At 47.2% G+C, this 26,164-nt stretch carries 20 protein-coding genes; 3 read left to right on the forward strand and 17 right to left on the reverse strand.

Features of this window, described 5'->3' with window-relative positions; translation table 11 throughout:
* Positions 1-44: 44 nt before the first annotated feature.
* The 6 genes from QFZ80_RS31675 to QFZ80_RS31700 all read right to left on the reverse strand — a co-directional run bounded on the left by QFZ80_RS31675 (position 45) and on the right by QFZ80_RS31700 (position 7,924).
* Positions 45-923 (reverse strand): carbohydrate ABC transporter permease, encoded by an 879-nt coding sequence (locus QFZ80_RS31675; RefSeq protein ID WP_307562689.1) that lies wholly within the window; start codon positions 921-923, stop codon positions 45-47.
* A 1-nt stretch (position 924) separates the two neighbouring features.
* Entirely contained in the window at positions 925-1,890 is a 966-nt protein-coding gene (locus QFZ80_RS31680) for an ABC transporter permease (protein ID WP_307562691.1), read from the reverse strand.
* Between the two features lie 169 nt (positions 1,891-2,059).
* Positions 2,060-4,354, reverse strand: coding sequence for a helix-turn-helix domain-containing protein (locus QFZ80_RS31685; protein WP_307562693.1), 2,295 nt, complete (start codon positions 4,352-4,354; stop codon positions 2,060-2,062).
* Positions 4,355-4,479: 125 nt separating this feature from the next.
* Entirely contained in the window at positions 4,480-5,424 is a 945-nt protein-coding gene (locus QFZ80_RS31690; RefSeq protein ID WP_307551570.1) for a DUF1861 family protein, read from the reverse strand.
* Between the two features lie 584 nt (positions 5,425-6,008).
* Positions 6,009-6,884: an N-carbamoylputrescine amidase gene (gene aguB / locus QFZ80_RS31695; RefSeq protein WP_307551568.1), complete on the reverse strand. Its 876-nt coding sequence runs from the start codon at positions 6,882-6,884 to the stop codon at positions 6,009-6,011.
* 5 nt (positions 6,885-6,889) lie between these two features.
* Positions 6,890-7,924, reverse strand: coding sequence for an agmatine deiminase family protein (locus QFZ80_RS31700; RefSeq protein WP_307562695.1), 1,035 nt, complete (start codon positions 7,922-7,924; stop codon positions 6,890-6,892).
* 231 nt (positions 7,925-8,155) lie between these two features.
* On the opposite strand from QFZ80_RS31700, the gene QFZ80_RS31705 reads away from it, so the two are divergent.
* Complete coding sequence (locus tag QFZ80_RS31705; protein WP_307551563.1) at positions 8,156-8,791, forward strand: FMN-dependent NADH-azoreductase; 636 nt, start codon at positions 8,156-8,158, stop codon at positions 8,789-8,791.
* Positions 8,792-8,840: 49 nt separating this feature from the next.
* On the opposite strand, the gene QFZ80_RS31710 is transcribed toward QFZ80_RS31705, so the two are convergent.
* Both QFZ80_RS31710 and QFZ80_RS31715 read right to left on the reverse strand, forming a co-directional pair.
* Complete coding sequence (locus QFZ80_RS31710; protein WP_307562697.1) at positions 8,841-9,578, reverse strand: metallophosphoesterase family protein; 738 nt, start codon at positions 9,576-9,578, stop codon at positions 8,841-8,843.
* A gap of 19 nt (positions 9,579-9,597) precedes the next feature.
* Complete coding sequence (locus tag QFZ80_RS31715; protein ID WP_307562699.1) at positions 9,598-11,436, reverse strand: beta/alpha barrel domain-containing protein; 1,839 nt, start codon at positions 11,434-11,436, stop codon at positions 9,598-9,600.
* Between the two features lie 292 nt (positions 11,437-11,728).
* Here QFZ80_RS31715 and hmpA point away from each other — a divergent pair, with 292 nt between their 5' ends.
* On the forward strand, positions 11,729-12,943 hold the full coding sequence (gene hmpA, locus QFZ80_RS31720; RefSeq protein ID WP_307562701.1) for an NO-inducible flavohemoprotein: 1,215 nt from the start codon (positions 11,729-11,731) through the stop codon (positions 12,941-12,943).
* 26 nt (positions 12,944-12,969) lie between these two features.
* On the opposite strand, the gene QFZ80_RS31725 is transcribed toward hmpA, so the two are convergent.
* The 3 genes from QFZ80_RS31725 to QFZ80_RS31735 form a co-directional block, all read right to left on the reverse strand.
* On the reverse strand, positions 12,970-13,473 hold the full coding sequence (locus QFZ80_RS31725) for a Crp/Fnr family transcriptional regulator (RefSeq protein ID WP_307562703.1): 504 nt from the start codon (positions 13,471-13,473) through the stop codon (positions 12,970-12,972).
* A 234-nt stretch (positions 13,474-13,707) separates the two neighbouring features.
* Positions 13,708-14,202, reverse strand: a complete 495-nt coding sequence (locus tag QFZ80_RS31730) for a hypothetical protein (protein WP_307562707.1) — start codon at positions 14,200-14,202, stop codon at positions 13,708-13,710.
* A gap of 109 nt (positions 14,203-14,311) precedes the next feature.
* On the reverse strand, positions 14,312-15,490 hold the full coding sequence (locus QFZ80_RS31735; RefSeq protein WP_307562709.1) for an ROK family transcriptional regulator: 1,179 nt from the start codon (positions 15,488-15,490) through the stop codon (positions 14,312-14,314).
* Between the two features lie 172 nt (positions 15,491-15,662).
* Between QFZ80_RS31735 and xylA the strand changes: the two genes are divergently transcribed.
* The gene (xylA, locus tag QFZ80_RS31740; RefSeq protein WP_307562710.1) at positions 15,663-16,982 is read left to right on the forward strand and encodes a xylose isomerase; all 1,320 of its coding nucleotides are present in this window, start codon (positions 15,663-15,665) and stop codon (positions 16,980-16,982) included.
* Between the two features lie 178 nt (positions 16,983-17,160).
* Here xylA and QFZ80_RS31745 read toward each other — a convergent pair whose 3' ends face one another.
* From QFZ80_RS31745 to QFZ80_RS31770, 6 genes are all read right to left on the reverse strand, one after another.
* Positions 17,161-19,407 (reverse strand): glycoside hydrolase family 88/105 protein, encoded by a 2,247-nt coding sequence (locus tag QFZ80_RS31745; protein WP_307562712.1) that lies wholly within the window; start codon positions 19,405-19,407, stop codon positions 17,161-17,163.
* Between the two features lie 14 nt (positions 19,408-19,421).
* Positions 19,422-21,158, reverse strand: a complete 1,737-nt coding sequence (locus QFZ80_RS31750) for a hypothetical protein (protein WP_307562714.1) — start codon at positions 21,156-21,158, stop codon at positions 19,422-19,424.
* 12 nt (positions 21,159-21,170) lie between these two features.
* Positions 21,171-22,118: a sugar phosphate isomerase/epimerase family protein gene (locus tag QFZ80_RS31755; protein ID WP_307562716.1), complete on the reverse strand. Its 948-nt coding sequence runs from the start codon at positions 22,116-22,118 to the stop codon at positions 21,171-21,173.
* A gap of 109 nt (positions 22,119-22,227) precedes the next feature.
* Positions 22,228-23,247: a Gfo/Idh/MocA family protein gene (locus QFZ80_RS31760; protein WP_307562718.1), complete on the reverse strand. Its 1,020-nt coding sequence runs from the start codon at positions 23,245-23,247 to the stop codon at positions 22,228-22,230.
* Between the two features lie 27 nt (positions 23,248-23,274).
* Positions 23,275-24,354: a Gfo/Idh/MocA family protein gene (locus QFZ80_RS31765; RefSeq protein ID WP_307562720.1), complete on the reverse strand. Its 1,080-nt coding sequence runs from the start codon at positions 24,352-24,354 to the stop codon at positions 23,275-23,277.
* 129 nt (positions 24,355-24,483) lie between these two features.
* On the reverse strand, positions 24,484-26,163 hold the full coding sequence (locus tag QFZ80_RS31770; protein WP_307562723.1) for a type 2 periplasmic-binding domain-containing protein: 1,680 nt from the start codon (positions 26,161-26,163) through the stop codon (positions 24,484-24,486).
* Position 26,164: the final 1 nt, after the last annotated feature.

Genomic DNA, 26,164 nt, shown 5'->3' on the forward strand with positions numbered 1-26,164 from the left:
CTCCCTTTGAGTTAATCTTATATAAACCTCTTCCGAGGAAAATATCAACCTTTAACTGAACCTACGATAAGTCCTTTAACGAAATATCGCTGGAGAAATGGATATAAAAACACGATCGGGCCAAGTGTTATCACTACGGTTGCCATCTTCGCGGATTCTGCAGGAGCGGTATATGGACTGCTTGCACCTGCCGGAATCATGCTGAGCATTTCAATGTTGGACCGGATTTTAAATAAAACGTACTGAAGAGGGTATAAGCTTTTATTATCAACTAACATGATGGCATTGAACCAATCATTCCAGTAGGCCAGCGCATAGAAAAGAAGAATGGTCGCTAACACAGGGACACATAAGGGCAAGTAAATCTGAAAAGCAATTCGCAGATCATTAGCTCCGTCCATATAGGCTGATTCCCTGAGCGCACCCGGCAGTGCTTCCATAAAGTTGCGTACTAGAAACATATTGAATGCATTGAATAACAGCATAGGAACAATAAGAGCAAACAGATTGTCTACCAATCCTAGCTTTTTGCACATGATATACCATGGAACCAAACCGCCATTAAAAAGCAGTGTAATGAAAAAGTATAAATTAAGTCCTGCACGGTATTTCACTTTTGGATTGGAGAGCGTATAGGCGGCCATAGCCGTGATAATCACAGCGATTAGGCTGCCGGCTACGGTTACCGTGATCGTCACCATATAGCTCTTGAGCAATACAGTCTTATTGTTGAGTAAAGTGCGATAAGCCTCTAGTGAAAAATGCTCGGGTATCAGCTGATACCCGTTCCGAATAATACTGTCTTCATCCGAGATGGATACCATCACCGTAAGAAACATAGGCAGAATACATAGGAGGGCATAGATCGCCAGCACGATATAGATCAACATCCCCGCCGGATCGAAGCGTTTCAGTGTCTTCATCTCAATAAAGCGCCCCTTCCTTGAAATATCTGCGTATAAACCAATTCGCAATGAAAACGAGCAGTAATCCTACTGTTGATTGGAATAAGCCTACAGCCGCTGCATTGGAAGGATCTCCAATTTGCCGAAGCGATCGAAACACATACGTATCAATAACATCCGTCGTCGGGTAGAGCACACCATTATCGCCGATGATGGCATAGATCATGCCGAAGTCCCCATAGAAGATTTTTCCTAAGTTTAATAAGGTCAATATGGCAATTGTCGGTGCCAAGAGAGGCATTGTAATCCTCCAAATTTTGTCCCACCTCGTAGCCCCATCGATTTCAGCAGATTCATAAAGCGAATGATCGATTCCCGTTATCGCTGCCAAGTAAATGATCGAGCCCATTCCCGCTTCTTTCCAAATCTTCATAGCCACGAGAATCCATGGCCAGGCCTCCGCTTTGGTGTACCAATTCACCGTTTCCATCCCGAAGAACGTAAGCATCTGATTGATCATGCCAAAATCGGTAGAAAAAAGTCCGTACATCATATAACTGACAATAATCCACGAAAGAAAATTCGGAAATATCATCGTTGTCTGTGCGAATCGTTGAAACAAACGGCTTCTTATTTCGTTAAATAAGATCGCGATGAATACGGCGCTAACTGTGCCAGCAATGAGAAACATGACATTTAACTTCACCGTGTTTATGGTAATTAACAGCGCATCGTTGGTCTTAAAGAAGAATTCAAAGTTTTTGAAGCCTATCCACTCACTGCCGAACACACCCTTCTGATAATTAAAATGTTGAAAGGCTATCAACAGGTAGGGGTAAGTGGCATACGAGAAGATAAAAACATATAGGAGGGCAGGGACAATTAATAAGTAGGAGAACCGATTGCTGAAAAGCTCGTGCAGTACTCCTGTTTTCTTCTTGACTTTGGAAACGCTCTCTTTTTTTAAGCATGTTCGTGTCTGCATGCAGCACCTCTCACTTTCGGGTTGACTTCAGCATAGGAGATTGCAGCGGTGCTGTAAATTTCGAGTATTGGTATTCCTTTCGATAATTCGTGTTGCGACTTATTAAAAATAAGAAATGCTATCAAAAAAGACGATTGAGTGCCCATTGAGGCCCCAATCGTCCTTATTTTTACGCATTCTTTTGATTTTGTTCTCGATAGCGGGAGGGCGTAACTCCGTATTTTTTCTTAAATACCGTTGAAAAGTAAGAGACATTATAAATCCCGACTTGTTCGCCAATCTGAGCAACGGTACCGCTCGTTCCTGCAAGCAGCGATTTTGCATGCTCCATGCGAATATGTGTAACATGATCATTAAAAGACGTACCCACCATACTTTTGAACATTTTACCGATGTATCCTGAAGTTAATCCTACCTGATCTGATACGATCTCCAGTGAGAGATTAGGGTCGTGGTAATGCTGCTCTAAGTACTGCTTAACCTCTTCAATCACCTTGGAGTTCTTCAAAGCGGCCAAACTCGTTTTATTTTCTTCGATCATATCTACAATTCGAAAGCAAAAAAGCTTCATCATGGTTTGAATTTCATCCAGCGTTTCTGCCTGTGGAAGTTCATTCATAGCCAAATATAGCTCCTTGGGATCAGCATCCCACCATTCCACGATACTTTCAAATTCTCTCGTTATAGCCAGATGTAAAAAGCTTGCATACTGTAAAGTTAGTGACGGAGAACCACATCGGGATAATAAGGCCGTCCATTCTGCGATCTCTTTTTGAATGGTCCTGGGCTGACAAAGTTTGATGGCATCGATGATCTTGCGCTCCATTGCTGCTGGGTAACGCGTATGTTCGTCAGGAAGGATAGATCTCGTCGCATCAAGCAAACTGCCGTACCCCCAAAACAGCTTCAATGCCATATACCGTTGCGTAGATCGATACGAGCGCTCTATGTCTCCTATAGCCGAAACCACATCACCAATGCTTACCGATATAGATGTCTTGTAATAGTCTTTAACAGCCGCCTGGATTTCGTTCAGGATGAAATATAACTGCTCGTCCGGTGCAGACTGATCCCATTGAACAATCATCGTAATTTCATTTTCCTCGAGAATAACCTCATCATTTCGATAGATCTTGCTAATCATCTCTTGTGCAATATTGCTTATGGCGAAACGAATGAGCTCCCTGTCAAGAGCGCTGTACGTGTTCTTAAAACTATGGTATTGATCGATTTGAAACTGAATAACAGCAAAATAAGGACCTTGCATACGAGAAAGTAACTGCTGTTCAATATCCCCCGTATAGCCAGATGACTGCGAACGTCCTTTCAGCATGTTGTACATATAGCCGTTTTTCAGTAAATCAGAAGACCGTGACAGCGTCATTTCCATTGATTTGGTCACCTGTATGGAGTTAGAGAATGCTTCCGATAATAGCTTGTACTCATCCAAACGAAGAAGAGGTTTGGTTTCAGAAGTTCCACTTTCCGTCACCTTATCTACTAGTGCCTTGATTGGGTTATACAGGTTGCCAGTGACAATTAATGATATGCAAGCTCCTGTAATGAAAAGAAATAGCGCAATAAGGAGCATCAAATTACGAAGCTCATAAAGTTTCGAAAGCAATTGATCGTAAGGGCGAGCACTAACAAACACCCAATCCAGTGTTTCTGACTTCACATAAGTAATGAGGAATTTATGATGTTCAAGTGATTGAACAAAGCTGCCCTGACTTCCCTCATCGGATAAAATGCGTTGAACATAATCGTTTTCCGAGAAATTCTTCATAAATTGTTCGGAATCCGAATGAGAGATCACCGTGCCTTTTGAGTCCATAACAAAAGTACTTGTATCGCTGGACGAACTGCTAATACTGCTCATCGTATTTTGAATATATGTCTCTTTTAAATCGAGTACGATGGCTGACTTCGTCGGCCCCGAAAAGACAGGTTCAGGAATAATCTTGAACGTTAGTAGTTGAAGCGAATGGCCATTTCCATCTAAAACTTTACGAGGATAAAAACCAAGATAACCGGTCTGTCTTCTTTCCGCCATTTGCGGGTCTGCAGGCAGAGAAGCGACATCAACATAAGCCATATTGGTGAAATTATAAATACTGATATTGGCTAAGAAAGGATAAACGCTTTGCATCTTCGTTAATAGAAGATTAGCGTTGTAATTTGCAACTTTATCATCCACATTAGCATTCATGAAGGTGATGATCTGGTTATCACTCATCAGTTGGTTCGTAATGTTCTGCACTTGTTCAAAAACGACATTCGCCGTATAGCTCACTTGCGAGAGCATTTCCCGAGAGGAGAGATCGATTTCTTTGACGGCTCTAGTCGAGAACATCGAATACAAGATGGTGCATAATAAGCTGATCGTCACCATTATTAAAAATAAGTAGGACAATATTAGTCTTCTATATACGCGATAATGTTGAATACGCTTTAAAAATCCCATGATGTAGTCCTCCTTGACTCCATCATAACTTATTCATCTTCACTAATGTATCTTAAAAAAGATGACTCAATTTCAAAAATCAGCAAAAAGCCCCGCCTGAAGACCAATCAGGTGGAGCCATGTATTCATCTATTTTCATATTCCACGAATGGATCATCAATAAGCAGTCTATGTGCCTCTGCATCACTTACACCTGCATACAACATTGCCTTGCCATCCTCCAAGCGATGAAGACCTCCGCTGAAAATGACATCGATGAGATCGATTCTCTTGGCAGGTCCTTGAGGAAATTGATCACGCGTGGCGATGATCTTAATTGGACTTCTTTCCGAAGTCTTCGGATCGAAAGCAAATGTCATGGCATGGTAATGGCGAATCTCGCCTTCTTCCATGTAAGAAATATGACCAAGAACACCCGCAAGCCCGTTCTTTAACACGTGTGCTTCATTCACGCCTCCCCATTCATCCTTCTGAAACTGATCCGTGAATACAGGAGCTGCATCGATCACAGCTTCATTCAAATCTTCGAGCTTTTCAAGCTCTGTATAACCAATGACAGCCCGGGCTCCTTCAACACCAAATGGCCGTGTAAATACACCTATTCGTCCGTTTGCATATTCGATAAGACGGATATCTTTCATGTGATCAGGACCGCAGGCAAAGTAAGTTAAATCTTGAATATCCTTCCCCTTAAACAACAAGGTACGCCATGTTTTGACCTGATTAGGATTCCCCGTATCAAAGACGACCTCGACACCACCGAAAACTAACTCTCCGGAAATAAACGTGAAAAAAGGATCCTGTAAATCAAAGGTAATGGTCCCTGCCCTCGGTATCCATGTGCCGCCGCGATTCACGAAAAACATAACCTCTGAACGTTCAGAATCACGGGACTCCACACGACCAGCAAGAACCATTTCTCCGCCGTCCATAAAAGGAGCCGCAATATTATAAACATCCTTATCGCCAACGCCTGCGAAGACAAGCTTTTCTGCACCGTAAGCTTTCTTGTTGAATGCCTCCAGCAGCTGCTTGGAGGACTTTACTTCATTACGCAAAGAAAGTGTCAATGTACCTTCTCCCCATTCCTATTTGTGATGTTTTTGATCATAAAGTAGGCATAGAGAAATGTAAATTTCGATTTTTAGGAATGAGTATTGAGAATTTGCAATCGTTGATTTTTATAGGAAATCACTATTTCTCTTTCCTTAGCATCTCGTAGCTAGCCAGCTATTCTCTGCCGTTTCCCTATGCTTTCACAGGGTACGTTTATCTAAATGCTTCACGTCACTCCCTTATTTCACCTCCGAAGGCAATATTTCTGTCAAAAATGGCAAAATAGGGTGTCCAGGTCCCCTTTACGCTCAAAAAAGCTGGAATTTGATAAATAGCACATCGTAATTCCGTTTGCCGCTTTCGAGCCCTGCTAGCATTCCCTAAATGAGCGGCTCCAACCACCGCTTTTGTTCGACAATGAAATCGGAGGCAGGCTTTCGGTTTGGCATAAAATCTAGTCAAAAAAAGAGCTGCTCCCCAAGGAGCAGCCCTATAATTGCTACCAAACCAAACATGGTTAAAATACCGATAGGCCCGACCGGTGCAGTGATCGAAAGCCCCAGTAAAATCCCCTTCAACAACGGAATGAGCATCGTTATTACAGTACCTGCTCACCATCATACGTAGCAATTTTCTTGTAAAGATCCGGACGGCGATCACGGAAAATGCCCCACTCGATACGCTGAACTTCCAGCTGATCGAGGTCAAATTCGGCAACAAGCACCGTTTCCTCATTGCGGCCAGCTTCCTCAATCATATTGCCCTGCGGGCCTGCGATAAAAGACGAACCATAGAAGTTGATGCTGGATTCTTCATCTTCTTCCTTACCGATTCGATTCGACGCGATAACCGGCATCAAGTTCGCCGCGGCGTGGCCGCGCATGCACATTTGCCAGTGATCCTTAGAATCGATCGAACCGTCCTGCGGCTCGGAGCCGATAGCGGTCGGGTAGAACAGCAGCTCCGCACCCATCAATGCCATAACCCTTGCAGCTTCCGGGTACCATTGATCCCAACAAACGCCTACGCCAATTTTGGCATAACGTGTTTTCCAAACCTTGAACCCGGTATCACCAGGGTTAAAATAGAACTTTTCTTCATACCCCGGACCATCAGGGATATGACTTTTGCGATAAAGGCCAAGCACTTCACCATCTGCATCGATGACTGCTAACGAGTTGTAGCGCGCATAATTCTTTTTCTCATAAAAGCTTATCGGCAGTACGACCTGAAGCTCTTTAGCAATTTCGCGAAAGTGTTTGATCGCTTTGTTGTTCTCCAGCTCCGTCGCGTAATGATAATAGTCGGACTTCTCTTTTTGGCAGAAATACGGTGTCTCAAACAGCTCTTGGATCAAAATAATTTGAGCGCCCTTCGCGGCTGCTTGGCGAACCAAGGTCTCTGCTTGGCGAATGTTTTCTTCTATATTATCGGAACAGCTCATTTGCGTTGCTGCTACTGTGACATTTCTCAATGGAATCACCCTTTCTTGCTTGCTGGCATTTGTTGTGTCGTGCAATGGACGTTGCCGCCTTCTTTGATGATGGACATGCCGTTTATTGTGCGGATTCTGCGATCTGGGAAAGCTGCGCTTAGCACTTCTTCCGCCTTACGATCTGTCTCTTCTGCCGTTCCGCCGAACACCGGCAAAATAATGCCGCCGTTTACGAAATAAAAGTTCAAATAGCTCAGCGTCAGACGCTGCTCTTCAAAAAACGTTAAAGGAGGCTGCTCGATCTGGATAATTTCAAAAGAACGTCCTTTAGCATCCGCCGCATTGCGCAGAATTTCTAGATTCTCCTGTGTAATCGCGTAGTTCGCATCCTCTGGGTCGTTGCAAACCTGCAAAATGATTTTACCTGGAGCCGCGAAGCAAGCAATATTGTCGACATGACCGTCCGTTTCATCGCCGTCAAGCCCTTTGTTCAGCCAGATGATTTTCTCGACGTTGACGAAGTTTTTCACATACTCTTCGATTTGTTCACGGCTTAGGTCTGGATTGCGGTTCGTGTTCAGGAGACATTCCTCCGTTGTCAAAAGCGTACCTTCTCCATCCACATGAATGGAGCCGCCTTCCATGACGAGCGGAGCATCAAAACGCTTCACACCGTGATGCTCCAAAATTTGCGGAGCCACGTTATCATCTAGATCCCAAGGCGCATATTTGCCGCCCCACGCGTTGAATTTCCAATTCACAGCTGCGATTTCCTGCTGCTCATTTAACAAAAACGTCGGCCCGTTATCACGGAACCAAGCATCGTTATGCGGAATGATCAGAAAATCAACGTTCGTCTCATCAAACATTGCCTTAACTTGCTCAGCATCCGCCGGGTTCACGATCACGGTCACTGGCTCGAACTCAGCAATGGCCTTGGCCAAATCAGCATAACCTTTTGATACAACGGCATGATCCTCCGGATAAACCATGGAAGATTGAACAGGCCAAGAAATAAAGGTACGTTCGTGTGTTGTCCACTCTGCTGGCATTCTATAGTGTAAATCATTAGGTTTCATCTCATCCATCTCACTTTATATAAATTTGTTGGCAGCCATATGAAGGGCAAATATTGAAGTCAAATGCACCGTCTTTCATCATATACCAAAAGGAGCTTAGGCTCAATGTACATAGGTTTACAAATTTAGCAATCGTTTATAAACCCATTTCTTCTGCCCCGTATATTTTACTTGCTTTTAATGAACATTATATATGCTTTACCACGCAACCAAATGAAAGGGCGGATCACATTGGCAACTGTTTTACACATCACAGCACATCCCCATGACCACCAAACATCATTCAGTATGGCTGTAGGAAAAGCCTTTATTGATACCTATCGGGAAGCTAATCCTAATGATGAGGTTATCCCTTTGGACTTGTACAGCATTCAATTGCCGCACATTGATGCCGACGTGTTCAGTGGATGGGGAAAATTAAGAGGCGGTCAACAATTCTCAGATTTGAGCAAGGAAGAACAAACAAAAGTAGGTCGAATCGGCGAAATAACGGATCAGTTTGTAGCAGCGGATAAATATGTATTCGTAACACCAATGTGGAATTTTTCTTTCCCTCCGCTTATGAAAGCCTATATCGATGCTATTTGTATCGCTGGCAAGACTTTTAAGTACACAGAAACCGGCCCCGTAGGCTTGTTACCTGATAAAAAAGCACTGCATATCCAAGCAAGCGGCGGTGTTTATTCGGAAGGACCTGCTGCCTCTATGGAAATGGGACATCGTTATTTAGGTATCATCATGGCGTTCTTCGGCATTACGGATTTCCAAGGAATTTTTGTTGAGGGTGTGGCTCAGACACCGGACAAGGCTCCGCAAATTAAAGAGGAAGCGATTAGCCGTGCCCAAGCATTAGCTAAAACGTTCTAACAAATGATAAAAGCTAAGTAAACCGTTTAAGGTCTACTTAGCTTTTTTATTACTCTTTCGTCTTTTTCCCGCGATATTGACCCGTCCGCAATTCCAAGATATAGGCGTCTGAATCCGGCATTCGCTCATCCTTCGCTTGCTGTACAGCGAGTTCGATGTCGTAAGGCACTCTCACGTGCTGTAAATTGAACGTCGCAGGCTGTTTGCTGTGATAATTCCCCTCAAGAAGGACATAGGAAGCTTGTGTTAAATCCAGCGGATTCCCTACGCTTCCGGTATTGAAAAGCATTTTACCCCTAAGAACCTGCAAATAGGCGTTGTGAACATCACCATAGCCTGCCACGTCGGCTTGTAAAGGCTCCCCGCACAAGTCTGAGGACTCGAACATCGACATTCGGCTTTCCATCTGGTCCCACGGTTGAATACGTTCATAAACGCTTCTTGGCGAAGCATGGAATAACCTCACGAACTTCCCGCTCATCCAAAATTCATAGCAAAAAGGCAGCCCTTTCAAATAAGCCATCCGTTCGCGCCCAAGCCTAGCCTGTTGCCAAAGTAAAACCAGATCTTCGGTAGGGTTACCGATGAAATCATCCCAGTTTCCCATAATGACCGTGTTGCAAACTTCCCGCACGTGATCAACAATGAGATCCGAATGGGGTCCCTTTCCTACTAAATCCCCTAGACAAATGATCTCTGTAACATGCCGATGCTGAATATCCTTCATAACCGCTTCGAATGCAGGCAAATTACCATGGATATCTGAAATAATGGCTAGTTTCTCCATCGACCCACCTGCCTTTATGTTAATATTTTTGAACACGTGAAATGGATGCTTCTCTCTCACCCGCTCTGCCAACCAAAAACGGATACATCAGATACAATCCAACCACATACAGCAAAACTGCTATATAAACAGGCAACAAATGAATGAAGTCCATATAGCCAATGTGAACATGTATCAGAAGACCGGCAGTAAATCCAGGAAGACCGCCCCAGAGAAACGTCCACCACAACCAGCTCTCACCTTGGTTGACCCCCCATAAAGCGGAGGCTGTAATCGCTACCGCTAATGAAAAGAGCGCTCCGCCGAATCCTGCTCGGTCATGAGCAATGAGCGGAATGATGTGATCGTTCCAAGCATCAAGCTGCTGGACTGTCAGGCCGAGATAGGCTAAATCAGATGGTACGAACACGGTAGTGATACCGACGAAAGATATTGTCAAGCCTCCGATTGCTAAACCAAATCCGAGTACAACGAAGCAGCATTGCCCCCACTGCGCTCTGAGCCAAACAGAATCATTCAACACGCCTGGCTTTTTCCGAGAGGGATGATCTTTCAATCCGCGTAAGGTCAGCAGCAACATTGGCAGCAACACGGCAGCAGCTGCGGCATGTAGAGGATCAAAATAACCATAGCCGAGATAAAGGAAAAAGCTGCTGAACCCCACCGCACACGAAGTAACTACCGCAGTTCGCGCCCAGTGAAGCCCGCAACGCAAGCCATGACGGGCCAGTTGATAATAAAAGATCCCTATCGAAATCATCGTTCCGGCTAAAGTAATGCGGTCGTGGGACATGAAATGTATAATATGCCCATTAAAACGATTTATGACACTTCGGCTCACGCCAAGAAAAGTTTCGTCGTAAGGCAAGAGGACGCTTGTGGACGCAATAAACCATGCGAGTACCCCACCAATCATCATGCCGATACCCAGCAGGCTCATCCAGCCCCAGTTGGCCCAGAATGAAGGCGTTTGGGGCTCAGCTGTTTGCTTGATGCGATCATGAATGATCGCTTCGTTGATACGCTTGGGCAGCCCTGGCCCCGCGTACACCAGCCCGCTATGCAGCTGGATGCTATTCGCTCCGGCTGCCAATAGCTCTAGTGCATCCTGCGGCTGATGAACGCCGCCGGCCGCAACAATCGTGCTCCGCTCGCCTAACGACTCGCGGAGCAGCCGAACCTGGCTCAGCTGCGCCCCCAGCGCCTCCGCACCGCCGCCGATGCGTTCGCGGCGGGTGCCCGGCTCGCGCAGCGCTTCGCCGACGACGACACCGCTGAAGCTCTTGGCGGTGTCGGTGAGTTCACGCAGCATCCCGATGGGAGTTGGCTGCGGCAGGTAGAGCAGCAGCGGCTTCCCCGGGGCCGCTGCTAGTGCTATAAGGCGTACCTCGCGGAGGTACGCCAGGGCTTCTTCCGCTGGCCAGCCTTCGGCGAGGCCATCGATGTAGAACCCCGCCGCGTACGGCGCCAGCTTCGAGAGCAGCTCCTGCTGCTCAAGCAGCGCCTCGCGCGGCGAACTGCCCGGCATCGGCCGCAGCCGCACGAAGTGCGGCAGGCGATGCCCCGTGCCCTTGCGCAGGCGCTGGACGATTGCGTCCGCGCCGTCGTTGACGCAGCCATCGGGGTACACGATGGCTTCCTGCATCACGTCACGCTCGATCGGCGCGTCGTTATGCACTTCTCGGACCGTCACGGGTCCGATCTCGATGAAGCCGAACCCGAACTGGGCTAGCGCCTTGTGCGCAGTGCCGTGAGGATCAAGCGTGCCGCTGAGGCCGATGGGACACAGAATCGGCACCACCGCCAGATTATCCTCGAGGATCGGCGACAGCTCCATGTGACCCATTGTTTTGATCACGAATGTTCCGCCTGGGACACGGCTTAATCCACCTATTGCATGTAGGGTCATGTTCCGGGCTAAGCGCCCCGGCAGTCGAAATAACAACGGACGAAATATCGTGTGATAAGACCAATCAGGCATCGATATGTACTCCTGTATTTGTTTATTTTATCCAGTATACCGCGTATTCGGCATCGTGCCTACGTCACAGATTGTTACTATTCCCTGTGATTATAATCACACAGTCTCCACACTCTTTTCACTATACTTAAGGCATCAAGTTAATCTATGTGATGTGAGGCGATCCTTTATGTTAACCGAGCAAACCATCCGAGTTATTAAATCGACAGTCCCCGTACTGGAAGTTCACGGTGTAACGATAACTAAACGTTTCTATGACAGGTTGTTCACAGCTCATCCCGAGCTGCTGAATCTATTCAATCATGCGAACCAAAAACAAGGCCGGCAGCAAACCGCTCTAGCCAACGCTGTGTATGCGGCAGCCATCCATATTGATCGGCTCGAGGCCATTTTGCCTGCAGTGAAACAAATTGCCCATAAGCATCGCAGCCTAGGCGTTAAAGCGGAGCATTATCCGATTGTCGGCCAACATTTGCTTGCAGCCATCAAAGAAGTGCTTGGCGATGCAGCAACTGACGAAATTCTTCAAGCTTGGGCTGAAGCCTATGGGGTCATAGCAGATGCTTTCATCAGTATTGAAGCCGAGATGTATGATACGTCTGCGCAACAACCCGGTGGTTGGAAGGATTTCAGACCCTTCCGAGTCGAACGCAAAAACAAAGAAAGCGACGTCATCACTTCCTTCTATCTGGCACCCCAAGATGGGGGCGCACTCGCAGCATTTGAACCAGGGCAGTATGTGAGTATCCGAATTCAAATTCCAGGGGAAGATCATACCCATATTCGGCAGTACAGCCTTTCGCATTCACCCGGGGAGATTTACTATCGGATCTCAGTAAAACGCGAGGATCACAATCCTGCTATTCCTGCAGGCAAGGCTTCGGTCTATCTGCACAACCAGGTGCAAGAGGGCGATGTGCTCTGGTTGTCCGCGCCAGCTGGTGATTTTACACTGGATCAAAAGGATACTCGGCCTGTCGTACTTATCAGCGGTGGTGTTGGGCTGACACCAATGGTCAGCATGCTTCATAGCCTTGCAACCACGTCGCCGAATCGTCAGGTTACATTTATCCATGCGGCTCAGAACGGTCAGCATCACGCGCTGCGCAGAGAAGTGGAAGAACTTTCCAAGCAGCAACCGCAATTGACTGTTGCCTGGTGCTATGAGCAGCCGACAGAAGCCGATGCAGCGGAACAAGCTTTTCATAAAAAGGGATATATCGATTTGCCTTGGATCCAAAGCGTTGTACCGACTGTGGAAGCTAGCTTTTATTTCTGCGGACCCGTACCGTTTATGAAAGCAGTGAACCAAGCGCTCCGTGAATGGGGTGTTCCCGACTCGGACCGCCATTATGAATTTTTTGGTCCTGCGGGCACCCTGTAAACGGAAGGGCGGTTGGATTCTACTTTTTACAGTTTTATGTTCTCCCTCAGTAGACGATTCACTGTCTCCCGGCGAAGCCCGATGAACTGACCGATTTCCTCCTGCGTCAGCACGTCTGTCAACTTCGAGGCTCCCAGGTAGTGTTGGAACCAGCTTTCCATCTTCATCAGCTTGGCAGCGGGAGTCACTTCCGTCAGTTGATCGATACGCTGGTGCATCATGCGCAGTTTATCCTGCAATTGACGCGCAATCACGCGGAAATGCTCCGGGCTGCGCTCCAGCTCCTCGTACCACTTCGCAGCAGGAAGCACTTCTATGTCACAAGTGATAAGCGCAATTGCAGTTCCGTAGTACGGACTTGGACTAATGAGCGAATGATGTGGAATCGTTTCGCCTGGCACTATGATATTCACGAGTGTCGTATTCCCGTCCTCATGGACACGAACAATTTTCAACAGACCGCTTTGAAGCTGGTACAGCGGTCCCGTGTCACCTTGGCGGAATAGTATTTCTCCTTTGTGCAGTTTCATTTTTATTCTCCTTCATATGAGAAAACCTCTATCGAGGCCTTTCGAAGATGAGCGACCGCGTTTAACGAGGAGAGACTTTGGTCTACGACCAAAGATCCCTATATTAGGTTTTATCGCCAATAAGAAAGTCAATTTTCTCTGTTAGAAAAAACTTATACTTTCTTATGTGGTGAAAAAAAAGCGACAGCATTCACCTGCTGATCGCTTTTTTTATGATTGCTAGCTGCTGACCAGCTACATCTCTTTTTTTAACGGTTCCAGCTTCGTACGAAGCGGAGTAAGTGCCAGTGTCAATCTGGCAACCCAATTCAACTGCTCAACCTTGCCAATGAGCCAAATCGACCCCATCAGTCCCAGGAGAGAAACGAGGACAGCTGCAGGCAGCGCCCAGAATGAGACTGGATGCGCAAAATATGGAATGAACGAAACGGCGAGAATTGGGGCCGCGTTCCATTTGAACCACTGAATGAGAGTGATGGTAAAAATAGCTGTTATGAAAAATGACATTGCACCGTGGCTAATCGCATACATCACACTGCCAATTGTCACTGCAATGATGGCACCCATCGTGATACGTCCTATGTCCTTAATTTGGTCCACCCGATGCATAAAAAGAAAACTGAATGCCCCAAGCGTCGGATAAAATACCATCTTCATTGATGGGAAATGATAGGAAGCCCAATAAGCTCCCATGAGGTAGCAGCACATCACTAGTGAACGTAGAAACATCGTTGGTTCCCGTCCTTTATTCTCTTATTCTTAGACACTTTTCTCATTGTACAAAAGGGAGCACCCTTTGGTCAACCAGATGGCCGAAATCGCGGCTGAACTTTCTTATTTAGTTCCGCTCTACCGAAACCGTTGTTTCCACGAAGAATGTGGCCACCGCAAAAGATGCCGCCCCGAGCACCGTCGACCGATCGCTCAGCTCGCTGAACGCCACTTTCAGCTGCTTTCGCGGATGCGGCAGGGAACGCTTCTCGAGCAGGGCCAGCAGCGGTTTCATCAACCATCTCTCGGCACTTGCTAAGCGGCCGCCGAGAATAATATATTCGGGATTGTATCCGTTGATAATATTAACTACGCCTACACCGAGATAATATCCAAGGCGCTCAAAAAGCGCTATCACAGTTGGATCTCCGGCTTCGGCTTTGCTCAGCAAAACCTCCAGATCCGCAGCGTCATCGTTAAGCTCGCGGCGCGCCTGCGTGAGGAGCGCATGCTCAGACGCATACAGCTCCCAACAGCCTAAGCTGCCGCAGCTGCACTTGGGCCCGTCGTGCTGGATCGAGATGTGCCCGATCTCACCAGAGAAGCCGGTCGCCCCGCGGTACAGCTCGCCCTTAATGATGATCCCAGCACCAATCCCGATGCCGATCGACACATACACCAGATTCGCCGTGTCTTTACCGGCTCCGAACTGCTTCTCCCCTACAGCTCCGGCGTTCGCTTCGTTATCGATAACAACCGGAATGTTGAACGTCTCCTCGATTTGCTGCTGCAAAGGCACGTTCTCCCAGCCAAGATTCGGCGCGAACAGCAGATTGCCGCTCTCGTCACAAATACCCGGCACTCCGATGCCGATTCCTATAATACCGTAGACGCTCTCCGGCGCGTTTTCTATCAGTCCGCGGATGGTCGTTTTCAACAGCTGGACAACCTTTTCTACGGAAGAATTGTCATGCTGCACTCTTATCTCCCGGATGTTCTTACCGCTTAAATCCGTCAGCACCGCGAGAATATCAGTAACCCCTAGATCGACCCCAATGGCATAGCCAGCCGTTCCATTAAAAAGCAGCATCATCGGCTTGCGCCCTCCGCTTGATTCACCAACGCCAATCTCTTCCACGACACTGCTCTCGATCAATTCGTTAACAAGACTCGAAACTGTCGCCTTTGTCAGCCCTGTAATTTCTGCAATCCGTGCTCGGGATATTGGAGAATTCGTGCGAATATGGTGTAGTACGATGGATTTATTTATTTTTTTAACGAGATTCAAATCGCCTGTTTGCTTCATGTTTGCCCCCACACTGCTCTAATTGCTTGTCGCTCTTTTCTAATGAACTGATTTTAACATGAAAGACATTTTCACGCATTAACTAAGTTTGTTTAATGAATTTACAAACTATTCATTTGGTGCTATGATGACTGCATAAGCAATTATTCCTTAATTTATGGAGGCTGAATTCATGAGCTACTTTGACAACATTCAACCAATTAAGTACGAAGGCCGCACATCGACGAACCCGCTTTCTTTTAAATTTTATAATCCCGATCAAGTCATTTTAGGCAAAACTATGCGTGAACATCTACGTTTTGCAATCGCTTACTGGCATTCTTTTTCCGCTAATGGCTCCGATCCATTCGGCAGTGGCACAGCGATCCGCGCTTGGGATCAATACTCCGGCCTTGAGCTGGCCAAAGCTCGCGTTGACGCTTGCTTCGAGCTGCTGAACATTCTGGATGTCGACTACTTCGCTTTCCATGACCGCGATATCGCACCTGAGGGCAGCACGCTGCAAGAAACGAACAAGAACCTCGACGAGATCGTTGCCCTGATCAAAGACAAAATGAAATCCAGCGGCAAGAAACTGCTCTGGAACACAGCTAATATGTTCACTAACCCGCGCTTTGTTCACGGCGCCGCTACGACGAACAATGCAGACGTATTTGCTTACGCTGCTGCCCAAGTGAAAAAAGCATTAGATCATGCCAAAGAGCTCGGCTCCGAAAACTACGTTTTCTGGGGCGGACGCGAAGGCTACGAGACTCTGCTGAACACGGACCTCGGCTTGGAGCTTGATAACCTTGCTCGCTTCCTGCACATGGCGGTTGATTATGCCAAAGAAATCGGCTACGACGGTCAATTCCTGATCGAGCCTAAACCAAAAGAGCCATCCAAGCACCAATACGACTTCGATGCGGCAACGACGCTATCTTTCTTACAAAAATACGATTTGCTGCCGTATTTCAAATTAAACCTGGAAGCGAACCATGCCACGCTTGCTGGTCATACCTTTGAGCACGAGCTTCGCGTCGCGCGCATCAACGGTGTTCTTGGTTCCATCGATGCGAACCAAGGCGATCTGCTGCTCGGCTGGGATACCGACGAGTTCCCGACAGACCTGTACTCGACGACACTCGCGATGTACGAAATCCTCTTGAACGAAGGCGGCATCGGCCGCGGCGGCGTGAATTTCGACGCCAAGGTTCGCCGTACTTCCTTCGAGCCTATCGATGTCGTCTACTCCCACATCGCAGGCATGGACGCTTTCGCTCGCGGCTTAGAAGTCGCTGCCAAATTGATCGAAGACCGCGTATTCGACAACATCCTCGACACGCGCTATGCTTCCTTCAAATCCGGCATCGGCGCTGACATCGTGTCCGGCAAAGCGGATTTCAAGTCGCTTGAAGCTTATGCACTTGAGAACAACAGCACCATCGTGAACCAATCCGGCCGTTTGGAATTGATTAAAGCCACAGTTAACCAATACCTCATTAACACGTAATCGTCAAAAATCCCGCTCCAGCCATTAGGCGTGAGCGGGATTTTTTTATTTGTCTATTAGCATTTGTGGATAACGCCCCTTCCATCTGTAACAATGTTTTTCATCGCTAACAGATGGGGAACACGGAAAATTGCCTCCTTAGCGCTTTAAAACACGCTTACCCCCACCACCAAGCTCGCTATCTCCGCTCCTCCGGGAGCGACAGCCAACGCTTCAGCTTCACGACTTCTGTCCCAGCCAGCATCATAATGCCAACCCCGTGGTTATCATTGGTTACGGTGAGCAGGTCCTTTTTATAATAATCAGCGGTAAAGGCATACCGCGAGCCGCTGCAAACGCCATGCACATTGCCCTGGGCGTCGATGGCCAGACGGGTCAAACCGTCCCATGCTTTCAGCGAAGCATCGACGAACCGATTTGGTTCCTTGAGCCAGCCGAATCGCACGCCTCTCGCAAAGGCATAGGCAAACATTGCCGTACACGAGGCTTCCTGATAGGCGTCAGAATCGTTCAACACCTGATGCCACAGCCCGCTTTCAGCTTGCAAATCGGCATATCCCGTGCAAAGTTCGTTAAAGAAATGTACTAACTCCGGGCGAGCTTCATGGTCTGCAGGTAGAACCTCCAGCACTTCTGTCAGCGAGAAGAGTGTCCAACCATTCCCACGTCCCCAAGGAATGCCGGTAGCCATGCCGTATTTGAAATCAAATACATGCGACATGATGCGCTGATCCGGCATGTACAAATACTTGCGGAATAACAGAAATTGCTTCGCTGCTTCATCCAGTGCCTCGCTGCTGCCGGTTATCCCCGCATAGCGGCAGAGAAACGGCGTGCTCATGTATAAATCATCGGCCCACATCGTATTTTCCGAATATTCATCCTGACATATCCGATAAAATGCCCCGTCTTCCTTACGCTCCAACCGCGTGAGTATGAAGTCGGCAATTCGCTGCGCAATCGGCAAGAAGCCCGGATCCTTCTCTTCCTGATAGGCTTCCAACATCGCGGAGCCAAAGGAGCCGCAATTATCCAGCATTTTCATCATGACCAATTGTTGATTGATCGCAGGGAACCCGTACTGCTCTCGATCCCATAGCGAGTAGTCGAACATGTCTGTGCAGCTTTGAACATGCCCAAGGGCGTAACCGATAATATCAGACCGCTCCAGCAACCGACCTGCTTGCAGCAGTCCATAAATGGTCACACCAAGCGGATAATCCCAGCGGGCATAATTCGTAACATTGCCGACAGTCCATTTATTGCTCAGCATGGCATTCTCATAATAAGGACGTATCCAGGCGTCAGGACGGTCTAACTGCCAGTACGTCTTGTCACCTGTAGCACCTGACTCTGAACCTTTAGCATAAATGCGATCGGTTCTTAATAATTCCTCATATGCAAGCTCAACACTTGCATCCAGTGGTCCAACATAGAACCACGGCTCAGCTGATCCGTGAACCTTCTGAGGAGCGCTTAATGGGACAACCTGTCCCTTAACATAAGCATGAAGTGTGAAACCCCAAGCGTTATTTCCACAAATACTGCGGATTAACAGATCATGTTTGCCAAAAGATAGCGGGACTTCCACCTGAAAGCCGCCTTCTTCCGCGAGCTCCAATACCTGCCTCCCATCCAGCCAAACGGTCAACGGGCTTGCCGTATAGCCCTTCAGCAGACAAGATTCTTCACCTGAGCTCACTTTGTCCAGCTTCGTCCACGCGTACGCTTGCTTACCATTCTGTAAGCCGAATAAACGCTCGCAAACAGGCTTCGCAAGATCACCTTCACTCCACTCACAGGTCGGCAGCCAGCGCAGCCCGTACTCTTTCTCTGACGCCAAACCATCAGGCAGTGGACTGCCCTCGAATATATCCGTGTCAGTCGGTGCAGAGTACACCCATCCCGCCTGTCCTTGCCTTTCGGCAAATGGAGTAAGCACATTCAGAATCCGTACTTTGGCTTCATCAGATCCGAACAAGCAGCCGAAGCCCGCAGCCGTATGCTTGGCTTTGATAAAAAGTCGGTTCCAGCCTTTCACAAAGTTCAGATTAAGCTTAACGCTGGCATCTGGCTTAATTTCATCTATTACGTTAGAACGATAGGCACGTTCATCATTGAAATAGAACTCAATCGGCCCCAAACAGCGGAACAACACATCCAGGTTTCGTTCACCATCGCTCCATACTAAACCATAGGCATATGAAAATTGGCCTGGTCTTGCTTCGGGAAATCTCCGTCCCAGATTCAAATCAAACATCCCTTCCTCGTTCTGCAAAATACCAGATCGGTAAAAGGCCCGGTAAGCAAATGGGACGGGCGGATTTGCACCAATGTAGCGGTCCGCAAGCACCTTCAATGTTCGGTTATCGTCGTCTCCTAAGCGGGACTGTATACTCTCTTGTTCGTTAAAATAAGTCGTCATCTCGGCCTTCCTTTCTACAGTAGACGTACCGTAAATGTTCGGTCGAACGGCGTCACCAGGTTCACATGGACGTATTTGCAGCCGGTCGGATGTTGATCTTCACGAAGCACGGGCAGCAAATGCTCGTAGGCGCCTGTTGAAATCTCAATCGCATCTTCATCCACGGCATATTTCATAGATCCATTTTTCAAGAAATATTTTCCTTCTTCGGCTTGGGCGAGGTCATTGCCGCTAACCGTACCCTCATCTCCAAAAATAAAGGATAACTGCGTGAAAACATCTTCTCGCTCATCGGAAAGGATACGAATCTTCCATTCCCCGTCTCCTTGCCTAATTTCCGCTTGAAACTCAAGGGTTTGCAGATGTGTCATCGGACGATGCTGATGCGGAAGCAAGTACCATGGACTGAGCGTCGATCTATCCGCTGACTCCGGCAAAAATTGACGCGGAATCGGTCCGTTATATCCTTTTTCCAATACAACTCCTAGTTTATAAACACCTTCCTCAGCAGTTAGGTGTGCGAACTTCACAATCCCAGGTGAGAAAGATGTAGACAGCTTAATGCCCAGCAGCCTTACTTTGCCATGACGAAGGGAGAAGAATGACGGTGTCTGTGGCATAATCGTCACGCTCTGATCAAGCTCCCGTATGCGTACAAGCGGGGCACCAAAAGCTAGGTGCATGCTGCTATGCTCGATTTTCATATGGTGGCCCACGCCATCGATTTGCGCCAAATGCTCATTGATCGGATGGTGCTCATTGATAACTTGGACATAACGATCAGGAAGCGGAGTACGCTCCAAATCGGAAATATCTGCTTCGGGATACAGTAATAAACCCAAGAGCGCATTGTTATTTACCGCCTCAGGACGCTTAATAAAAGTGCCAGCGTAGTCTGACATCGCAGCGAACAATGGATCTTTATCATGTGCAGCCATTAAGTGATAGATTAGGAAGTAAGTCGCCATATCAAACGTCTGTCCGAAATCCTGGCGTCCCGAATAATCGGTTACCACCTCACCGGATGGATGGATCAAATACACCATCATGCGCAGATTACGACGCACACATTCAAGTAACTCTGGACGGTTAAGCACACGTCCTGTATGGTATAAAGCAATATCGCTGACGGCATTATAGATGCCGTTGCTGCGTTCTGTCCATTCGCCGTCCTGTGTGATATCCATGCCTTCTGCCAACCATTCATCCGCTCTAGCTATGAGCTCAGGCATTTGGAAAATCTCATACAACAGCGAGAGTGCTGCTGTGATAACCCAGCGATGGTTCGGTGTATGACATCCGCCTGTTAGCATGGCAGGGATCGTACGCTCCAGGAAGACCTTCAGCTTGGCGGAAGCAGGTTTCACAGCCGCCCAGTCATGCGCCTCAAGCAATTGGTAAACTTGCGTAATTCCGCCTACGACAAAGGCTGTATCTGGAGGGGAATTATAGTTTGTTGAACCTAACGATATCGTGCCGTCGGCATGCTGACGGTTCAAAATAAAATCCGCTGCTTTGTCGAAAGCGGACAAAAGTGTCCCATCATGGTAGTAACGTGAATCTGGATTAACTAATGCGGAAGCCCAGACGGCCAAAACGCTCGGCGTGCTTAGATGATTGACACGGGCGATGCCCGTTTCATCAATAATGCCGCCAACATATTTCGATGTTGGATCCAGCACCTGCCGCTGCAGCATAGCTGCTGAATGTTCGTCATAAATGTGTACCAACTGTTTATAAGTAGCGTCCATGCTGATCACCTTTTAACCTTTCATAGCTGCAATTTTACTTGTAATAAGTCTGTGACTTTCGTCAATCTCGTCCGGCTGGCATACCGCCTTCAACTCATAGACTTTGACTTTGGCGAAATCAATCGCTTCAAGAAAATGATCAAAATATTGCAGATCTTTACTGTGTACGTAAGGACACCAATGATCAGACAGTTCTAGTGTTTCATGGATGTGTACGCCATAAATGTAGCGTTTCACTTCCTGCAGTTCCTTGAGATTATCGTACAAGCCCATTCGATCCATCATCATGGCATGGCCGATATCGTACCACAAATAAACCGGACCACCCTTCAGATTTTCGCAAATGGTCTTCGCTTCCATTAAGGTCGGCATCTGGTACGATCTTGAGCGTGTTTCGATGCCAATGGCTACAGACCATCCTTGTTTGGCTGCATGCTCGCTCACTTCCTCCAGACTGTCTTGAATCCGTTTGGTATAGAGCGGACTCAATCGTTCCCGTCTTTCGGACATGTCCTTCCACAGCTTCTGATACTCCGGTGAGTCCTTACCGTGATCCCTGTAAAGCTTTTTCAAATCCAAATCAATGTTATATTCGAAAGGCACTTCACCTGGATGCACGACAACGGCCTTCGCTCCATAGCGGTTCGCATATTCCATTGACCGGATCAACAGCTCCACCGATCGCTTGCGTTTTGCCTCATCATCGAAACCAAGCATGACGGAATCTGTATCGTAATCCTTATCATCGATGAAAGGGAACACATTGTGTACACTGGATACGCCAATTTCCCCTTTTTCAATCATCGGCTCAATCGTTTTCATCATCTCTTCCGTCACGTTATAGTTCAATTCCACCTGACGAAAGCCGAGCTCCTTGATCTCTTCTATCATGTTCCGCCCAATCGTGTGTTTCTTAATGTTCCAGCAGGTAGAAAATGAATATTCCCCTTTATCCAGCATGTCTGTTCCTCCTTAGAACTTAGTTGTCGCCTATCCCTTAAATAAAGGAAAGCCAGATTACCCTTATTTCTTTGCAGGGGATGATCTGGCCTTTCCTTAAGGAAGTTCCTTATTCCGCAAGGTCACTCAGCCTACATACAGCACCTGAGCGTGCCGATAAAGTCGAAGCTTCCATTAAACGGGTCAAATCAAGGGCTATTTGTATATTTTCAGAAGCCGTTGTTCCATATGTAATATGGGAGACCCATTGTTCAAAAGCCGAAGGCAGACTTGGCAGATCCGTCACTTCTTGCCACCCTTTTGCTTGCTCGCCTTCCAGCTTAGTGCTGCGTATCAACAGTTTATCATCTGTTCTGGTGTATATCAGGCTGCCCTTGGTTCCTTGCACCTCCATATCAAATTGGGAATAGCTATTAACAAATCCCGCTTCAACTATGCCTAGCGCCCCATTTGGATAACGTAATGTCGCTACCGCACTATCCTCTACCTCTCGCTCCGTGATATAACCGAAGCTCGCACTAACACTATCCGGTAAACCTAGAAATAAGCGTGTCAAGTACATCGGATGGCATCCAAGATCCATCAATGCTCCTCCCCCGCATTCCTCTAAGTTGAAGAAATGGGATGGGAGCGAACCATTTGGATGTTTTTCTGTTCGCAGTGCACCGTTATGAGCAAGCCGTATACGAACCGTTGTTATCGTTCCAAGCAGCCCCTCCTGAATGAAGCTTTGTGCAGCTTGCGTAAATCCCATATAAAGACGCGGCAGAGATACGGTTAATTTAACCCCAGCAGTCTCTACAGCAGCCAATATCTCCTTACATTCCTTCGTCGTGGTAGCTATAACTTTTTCAGTGAAGATATGCTTCCCCGCTTCAGCCGCTGCGATAATGACATCACGATGCCTATTCGTTGGAGTATCCACAATAACCGCATCGATATCAGGTTTTGCCAAAAGTTCATGCAAATCTTCGTAAAACTTGATGCCGTATTCCTCAGCTTTCTGTCGTCCTCGTTCTGGAACTTCATCCCATACAGCCACGATATCGGTACCCGGGTGCTCGACAGCCAGACGTGCATAATCCTTTGCATGAACATGCCAAAAACTCAACATCGCTACTCTAATCATGAAAGAATGGCCTCATTTCCGGTTATTTTAGTCAAAATAGACCGCTTTTCCCGTTCTATTGGATTCGTAGATAGCCTCAAGAATTTCGGAAACCACACACGATTGCTCGGCCGTTACTATAGGCTGCTTATCGTTCATTACAGCATCAATCCATGTACGGATTTCTTTATCCGACATGCTCTCTTTTTTACCCTCGTAGAAGTCTGCGCCTTTGGCATCGAACTGCAGCTGATTGACGTATAAACGACTGTGGTTTTCACCATTTATGCGTAAGCCATCCTGCATGTCGGCTCCGCCTTCTGTACCGCAAAGCGTACACTTTGCTTCCTTCGTATCCAATGTATTTAAGGCCCAACTCGCCTCCACCATCACAGTCGCGCCGTTTTTCATCACGATCATCGCAAATGCGGAGTCTTCCACTTTGAATTTCTCAGGATCCCAAGGACCCCAGGAATTAGCGGCATTTTCTTTCCGTGAAAGCTTATGATAAGCGGTGCCAAGCACCACCTTAGGTTCGTAGTTATTCATCATCCACAGCGTTAAATCGAGAGCATGTGTACCGATGTCAATCAGCGGACCTCCGCCTTGTTTGTCTTCATCCAGAAATACACCCCAAGTTGGAACCCCACGCCTGCGAATGGCGTGCGCTTTGGCAAAATAAATCTCGCCTAGATCACCGTCTTCAACCACTTTCTTCAAATACTGACTATCCGCACGGAAACGATTATTGTAGCCAATGGTCAGCTTCTTACCTGTACGCTTAGCGGCTTCAACCATACGCCGAGCATCGGCGGCTGTTTTGGCCATCGGCTTTTCACACATGACGTGCTTGCCTGCTTCCATAGCTGCGATCGAAATCTCCGAATGCGAATCATTCGGGGTACAGATATGAACAATGTCAATCGAAGTATCAGCAAGAAGCTCTTGATAGGTTTCAAACACCACCGCTCCAGGAGCGCCAAATTTCTCAGCAGCTTGCTGAGCACGTTCAAACATGACATCAACAAAACCAACAATTTCGACCTGTTCTATCTTTGCTAAGCTGGGTAAATGCTTACCTGTTGCAATACCGCCGCAGCCAATGATGGCGACTTTCACCTTGTTCATTCCTATTTCCTCCTATGATGTAAATCCATCAATCTGATGATACAAATAAAGAAAGAAGCTGGACATCCAAGCGTTGTCTGCAAGGGCAGGCAATCGCATATCCATGTCCAGCTCCTCCTTCAAAATCAGTTACTTCACTTGCTCCATTTGTTGTCTAGCAATTGTCATAATATCCTTAGCAAGGAACGCTTTATCTTTATTTTCCGCATACCATTTGTTCATAAAGTCATCAAGCTGCTTGCCGCCGCCTTTATCCCATGCCGCTTGTGCGTCTTTAATCGCTTGTTCCGGGCTGTATTTCGCACCGCTGATGATGGCCTTAACAAATAAGTCGGTTTGCTCTTTAAGAATTGTTGCGTTAATCGTTTGGAGATCAGCAGGATAGACCGGCATATGTTCCCCATGGGTCAATCCAGGGTATTGTCTTTGCGGATCGAAATAAATTTTCTGCAATTCTTTATACATGTCCGAACCGGCTTTCTGTTCAGGTACCGCAGTATTAAATCCGTTTAGAGTAAAGAAACACTTATCTGTTCCTGTAGAGTAGAACATTTCATAGTCTAAAGCGTAGCCGACTTCATTTTTCGATTTCAATGGATCGATGGTCTCACGGCAGCCATTAGCGCTCTTCTTCCAATGTGTCCCTTCGTCTCCGTTAATAACCTTCGAAGCGGTTTCCTGTTTCATCATGAAGTCCAGATAGCGACCGACAGCTTCCGGCTCCTTCGCCTTGGCGTTCACAACAGTCGTCATTTGCACTGGATTATCTAATACACCGGTAAATGTCCCCAGCGGTGATTTCGGATAGCCTAACGGAGCAATTTCCGCACTTGCCACATTTTTCTTCAGCGTAGCAAAGTCGTTCATAACAAAGTCAAACATGCCGCCGGAAAATTTAACGTAAATGCCGATTCTGCCGTTCAGGAAGTCTTGTTTGGCCTTTGCGCCGTCTTTATCATTGATATAATCTTTATCGATAAGGCCATCGTCATAGAGCTTCTTCTTGAAGGTCAGGGAGGCCAGCTGATTGTCCCACAGAGGGATTATTTTTCCATCCTTAGTTCCCCAGGCAATCAAATCCTTGGACGAATTTTCACCGAAAATCTCGTTGATGGCTTGTTCAGAATAGTAGCTCATGTTCATCCCGTACGTATCTTTCTTACCGTTGCCATCAGGATCTTGTTCAGCAAATGCCTTGGCTACTTTCATAAGCTCTTCCGTTGTTGTCGGCATGCTCAAATTCAGCTTTTTCAACCAGTCGGTACGAATTATTAACATGTGCTGTATTGTAGCTTCTTTTACTTTACCGACTTCATACATCTTGCCGTCCGGCTTCGTCCCCGCTTTCTTCAACTGAGGATACTGGTCCAGCAGCTTCTGGTATTCAGGCATGAATTTTAAGATGTCGTCAATGGGAAGCAGCTGCTTCTGATCGTACAGACTGTTACGGAACGGCGTGTTGTACTCGTTCACAATATCAGGCGCAGAACCAGAGGCAAAAAGAACATTCATTTTTTTCGTAGACTCGCCTCGGAGGACTGGAACGTATTTCACATTCACAGGACCGTTTTGATTGATCCATTTGGTCCAACGATTTTCTTCGTAGTTCCCCTCCGACGCAGGTACACCACCTCGATCATACATGGAAACGGTAACATTTCCTCGTTTGGCTGCCGCTGTCTCCTTCGGAGCATTCGTAGCCGTGGTACCGGCTGCCTTTCCTTCTTTCTTGTCGCTGCTGCAACCAACAAGCGTTGCCCCTAATGCTACGACCCCAATTGTCATACCCATCCACAACTTTCTTTTCATG

Origin of the sequence: Paenibacillus sp. V4I7 (assembly GCF_030817275.1) — a bacterium.
GTDB lineage: Bacteria > Bacillota > Bacilli > Paenibacillales > NBRC-103111 > Paenibacillus_E.

Coding starts and splice junctions, on each gene's coding strand:
- QFZ80_RS31760 (WP_307562718.1), bottom strand. CDS start 23,247: ATGATTAGAGTAGCGATGTTGAGTTTTTGGCATGTTCATGCAAAGGAT.
- QFZ80_RS31745 (WP_307562712.1), bottom strand. CDS start 19,407: ATGACGACTTATTTTAACGAACAAGAGAGTATACAGTCCCGCTTAGGA.
- QFZ80_RS31700 (WP_307562695.1), bottom strand. CDS start 7,924: ATGAAACCTAATGATTTACACTATAGAATGCCAGCAGAGTGGACAACA.
- QFZ80_RS31680 (WP_307562691.1), bottom strand. CDS start 1,890: ATGCAGACACGAACATGCTTAAAAAAAGAGAGCGTTTCCAAAGTCAAG.
- QFZ80_RS31685 (WP_307562693.1), bottom strand. CDS start 4,354: ATGGGATTTTTAAAGCGTATTCAACATTATCGCGTATATAGAAGACTA.
- QFZ80_RS31730 (WP_307562707.1), bottom strand. CDS start 14,202: ATGTTTCTACGTTCACTAGTGATGTGCTGCTACCTCATGGGAGCTTAT.
- QFZ80_RS31735 (WP_307562709.1), bottom strand. CDS start 15,490: ATGAAGCAAACAGGCGATTTGAATCTCGTTAAAAAAATAAATAAATCC.
- QFZ80_RS31765 (WP_307562720.1), bottom strand. CDS start 24,354: ATGAACAAGGTGAAAGTCGCCATCATTGGCTGCGGCGGTATTGCAACA.
- QFZ80_RS31725 (WP_307562703.1), bottom strand. CDS start 13,473: ATGAAACTGCACAAAGGAGAAATACTATTCCGCCAAGGTGACACGGGA.
- QFZ80_RS31710 (WP_307562697.1), bottom strand. CDS start 9,578: ATGGAGAAACTAGCCATTATTTCAGATATCCATGGTAATTTGCCTGCA.
- xylA (WP_307562710.1), top strand. CDS start 15,663: ATGAGCTACTTTGACAACATTCAACCAATTAAGTACGAAGGCCGCACA.
- QFZ80_RS31675 (WP_307562689.1), bottom strand. CDS start 923: ATGAAGACACTGAAACGCTTCGATCCGGCGGGGATGTTGATCTATATC.
- QFZ80_RS31750 (WP_307562714.1), bottom strand. CDS start 21,158: ATGGACGCTACTTATAAACAGTTGGTACACATTTATGACGAACATTCA.
- QFZ80_RS31755 (WP_307562716.1), bottom strand. CDS start 22,118: ATGCTGGATAAAGGGGAATATTCATTTTCTACCTGCTGGAACATTAAG.
- hmpA (WP_307562701.1), top strand. CDS start 11,729: ATGTTAACCGAGCAAACCATCCGAGTTATTAAATCGACAGTCCCCGTA.
- QFZ80_RS31770 (WP_307562723.1), bottom strand. CDS start 26,163: ATGAAAAGAAAGTTGTGGATGGGTATGACAATTGGGGTCGTAGCATTA.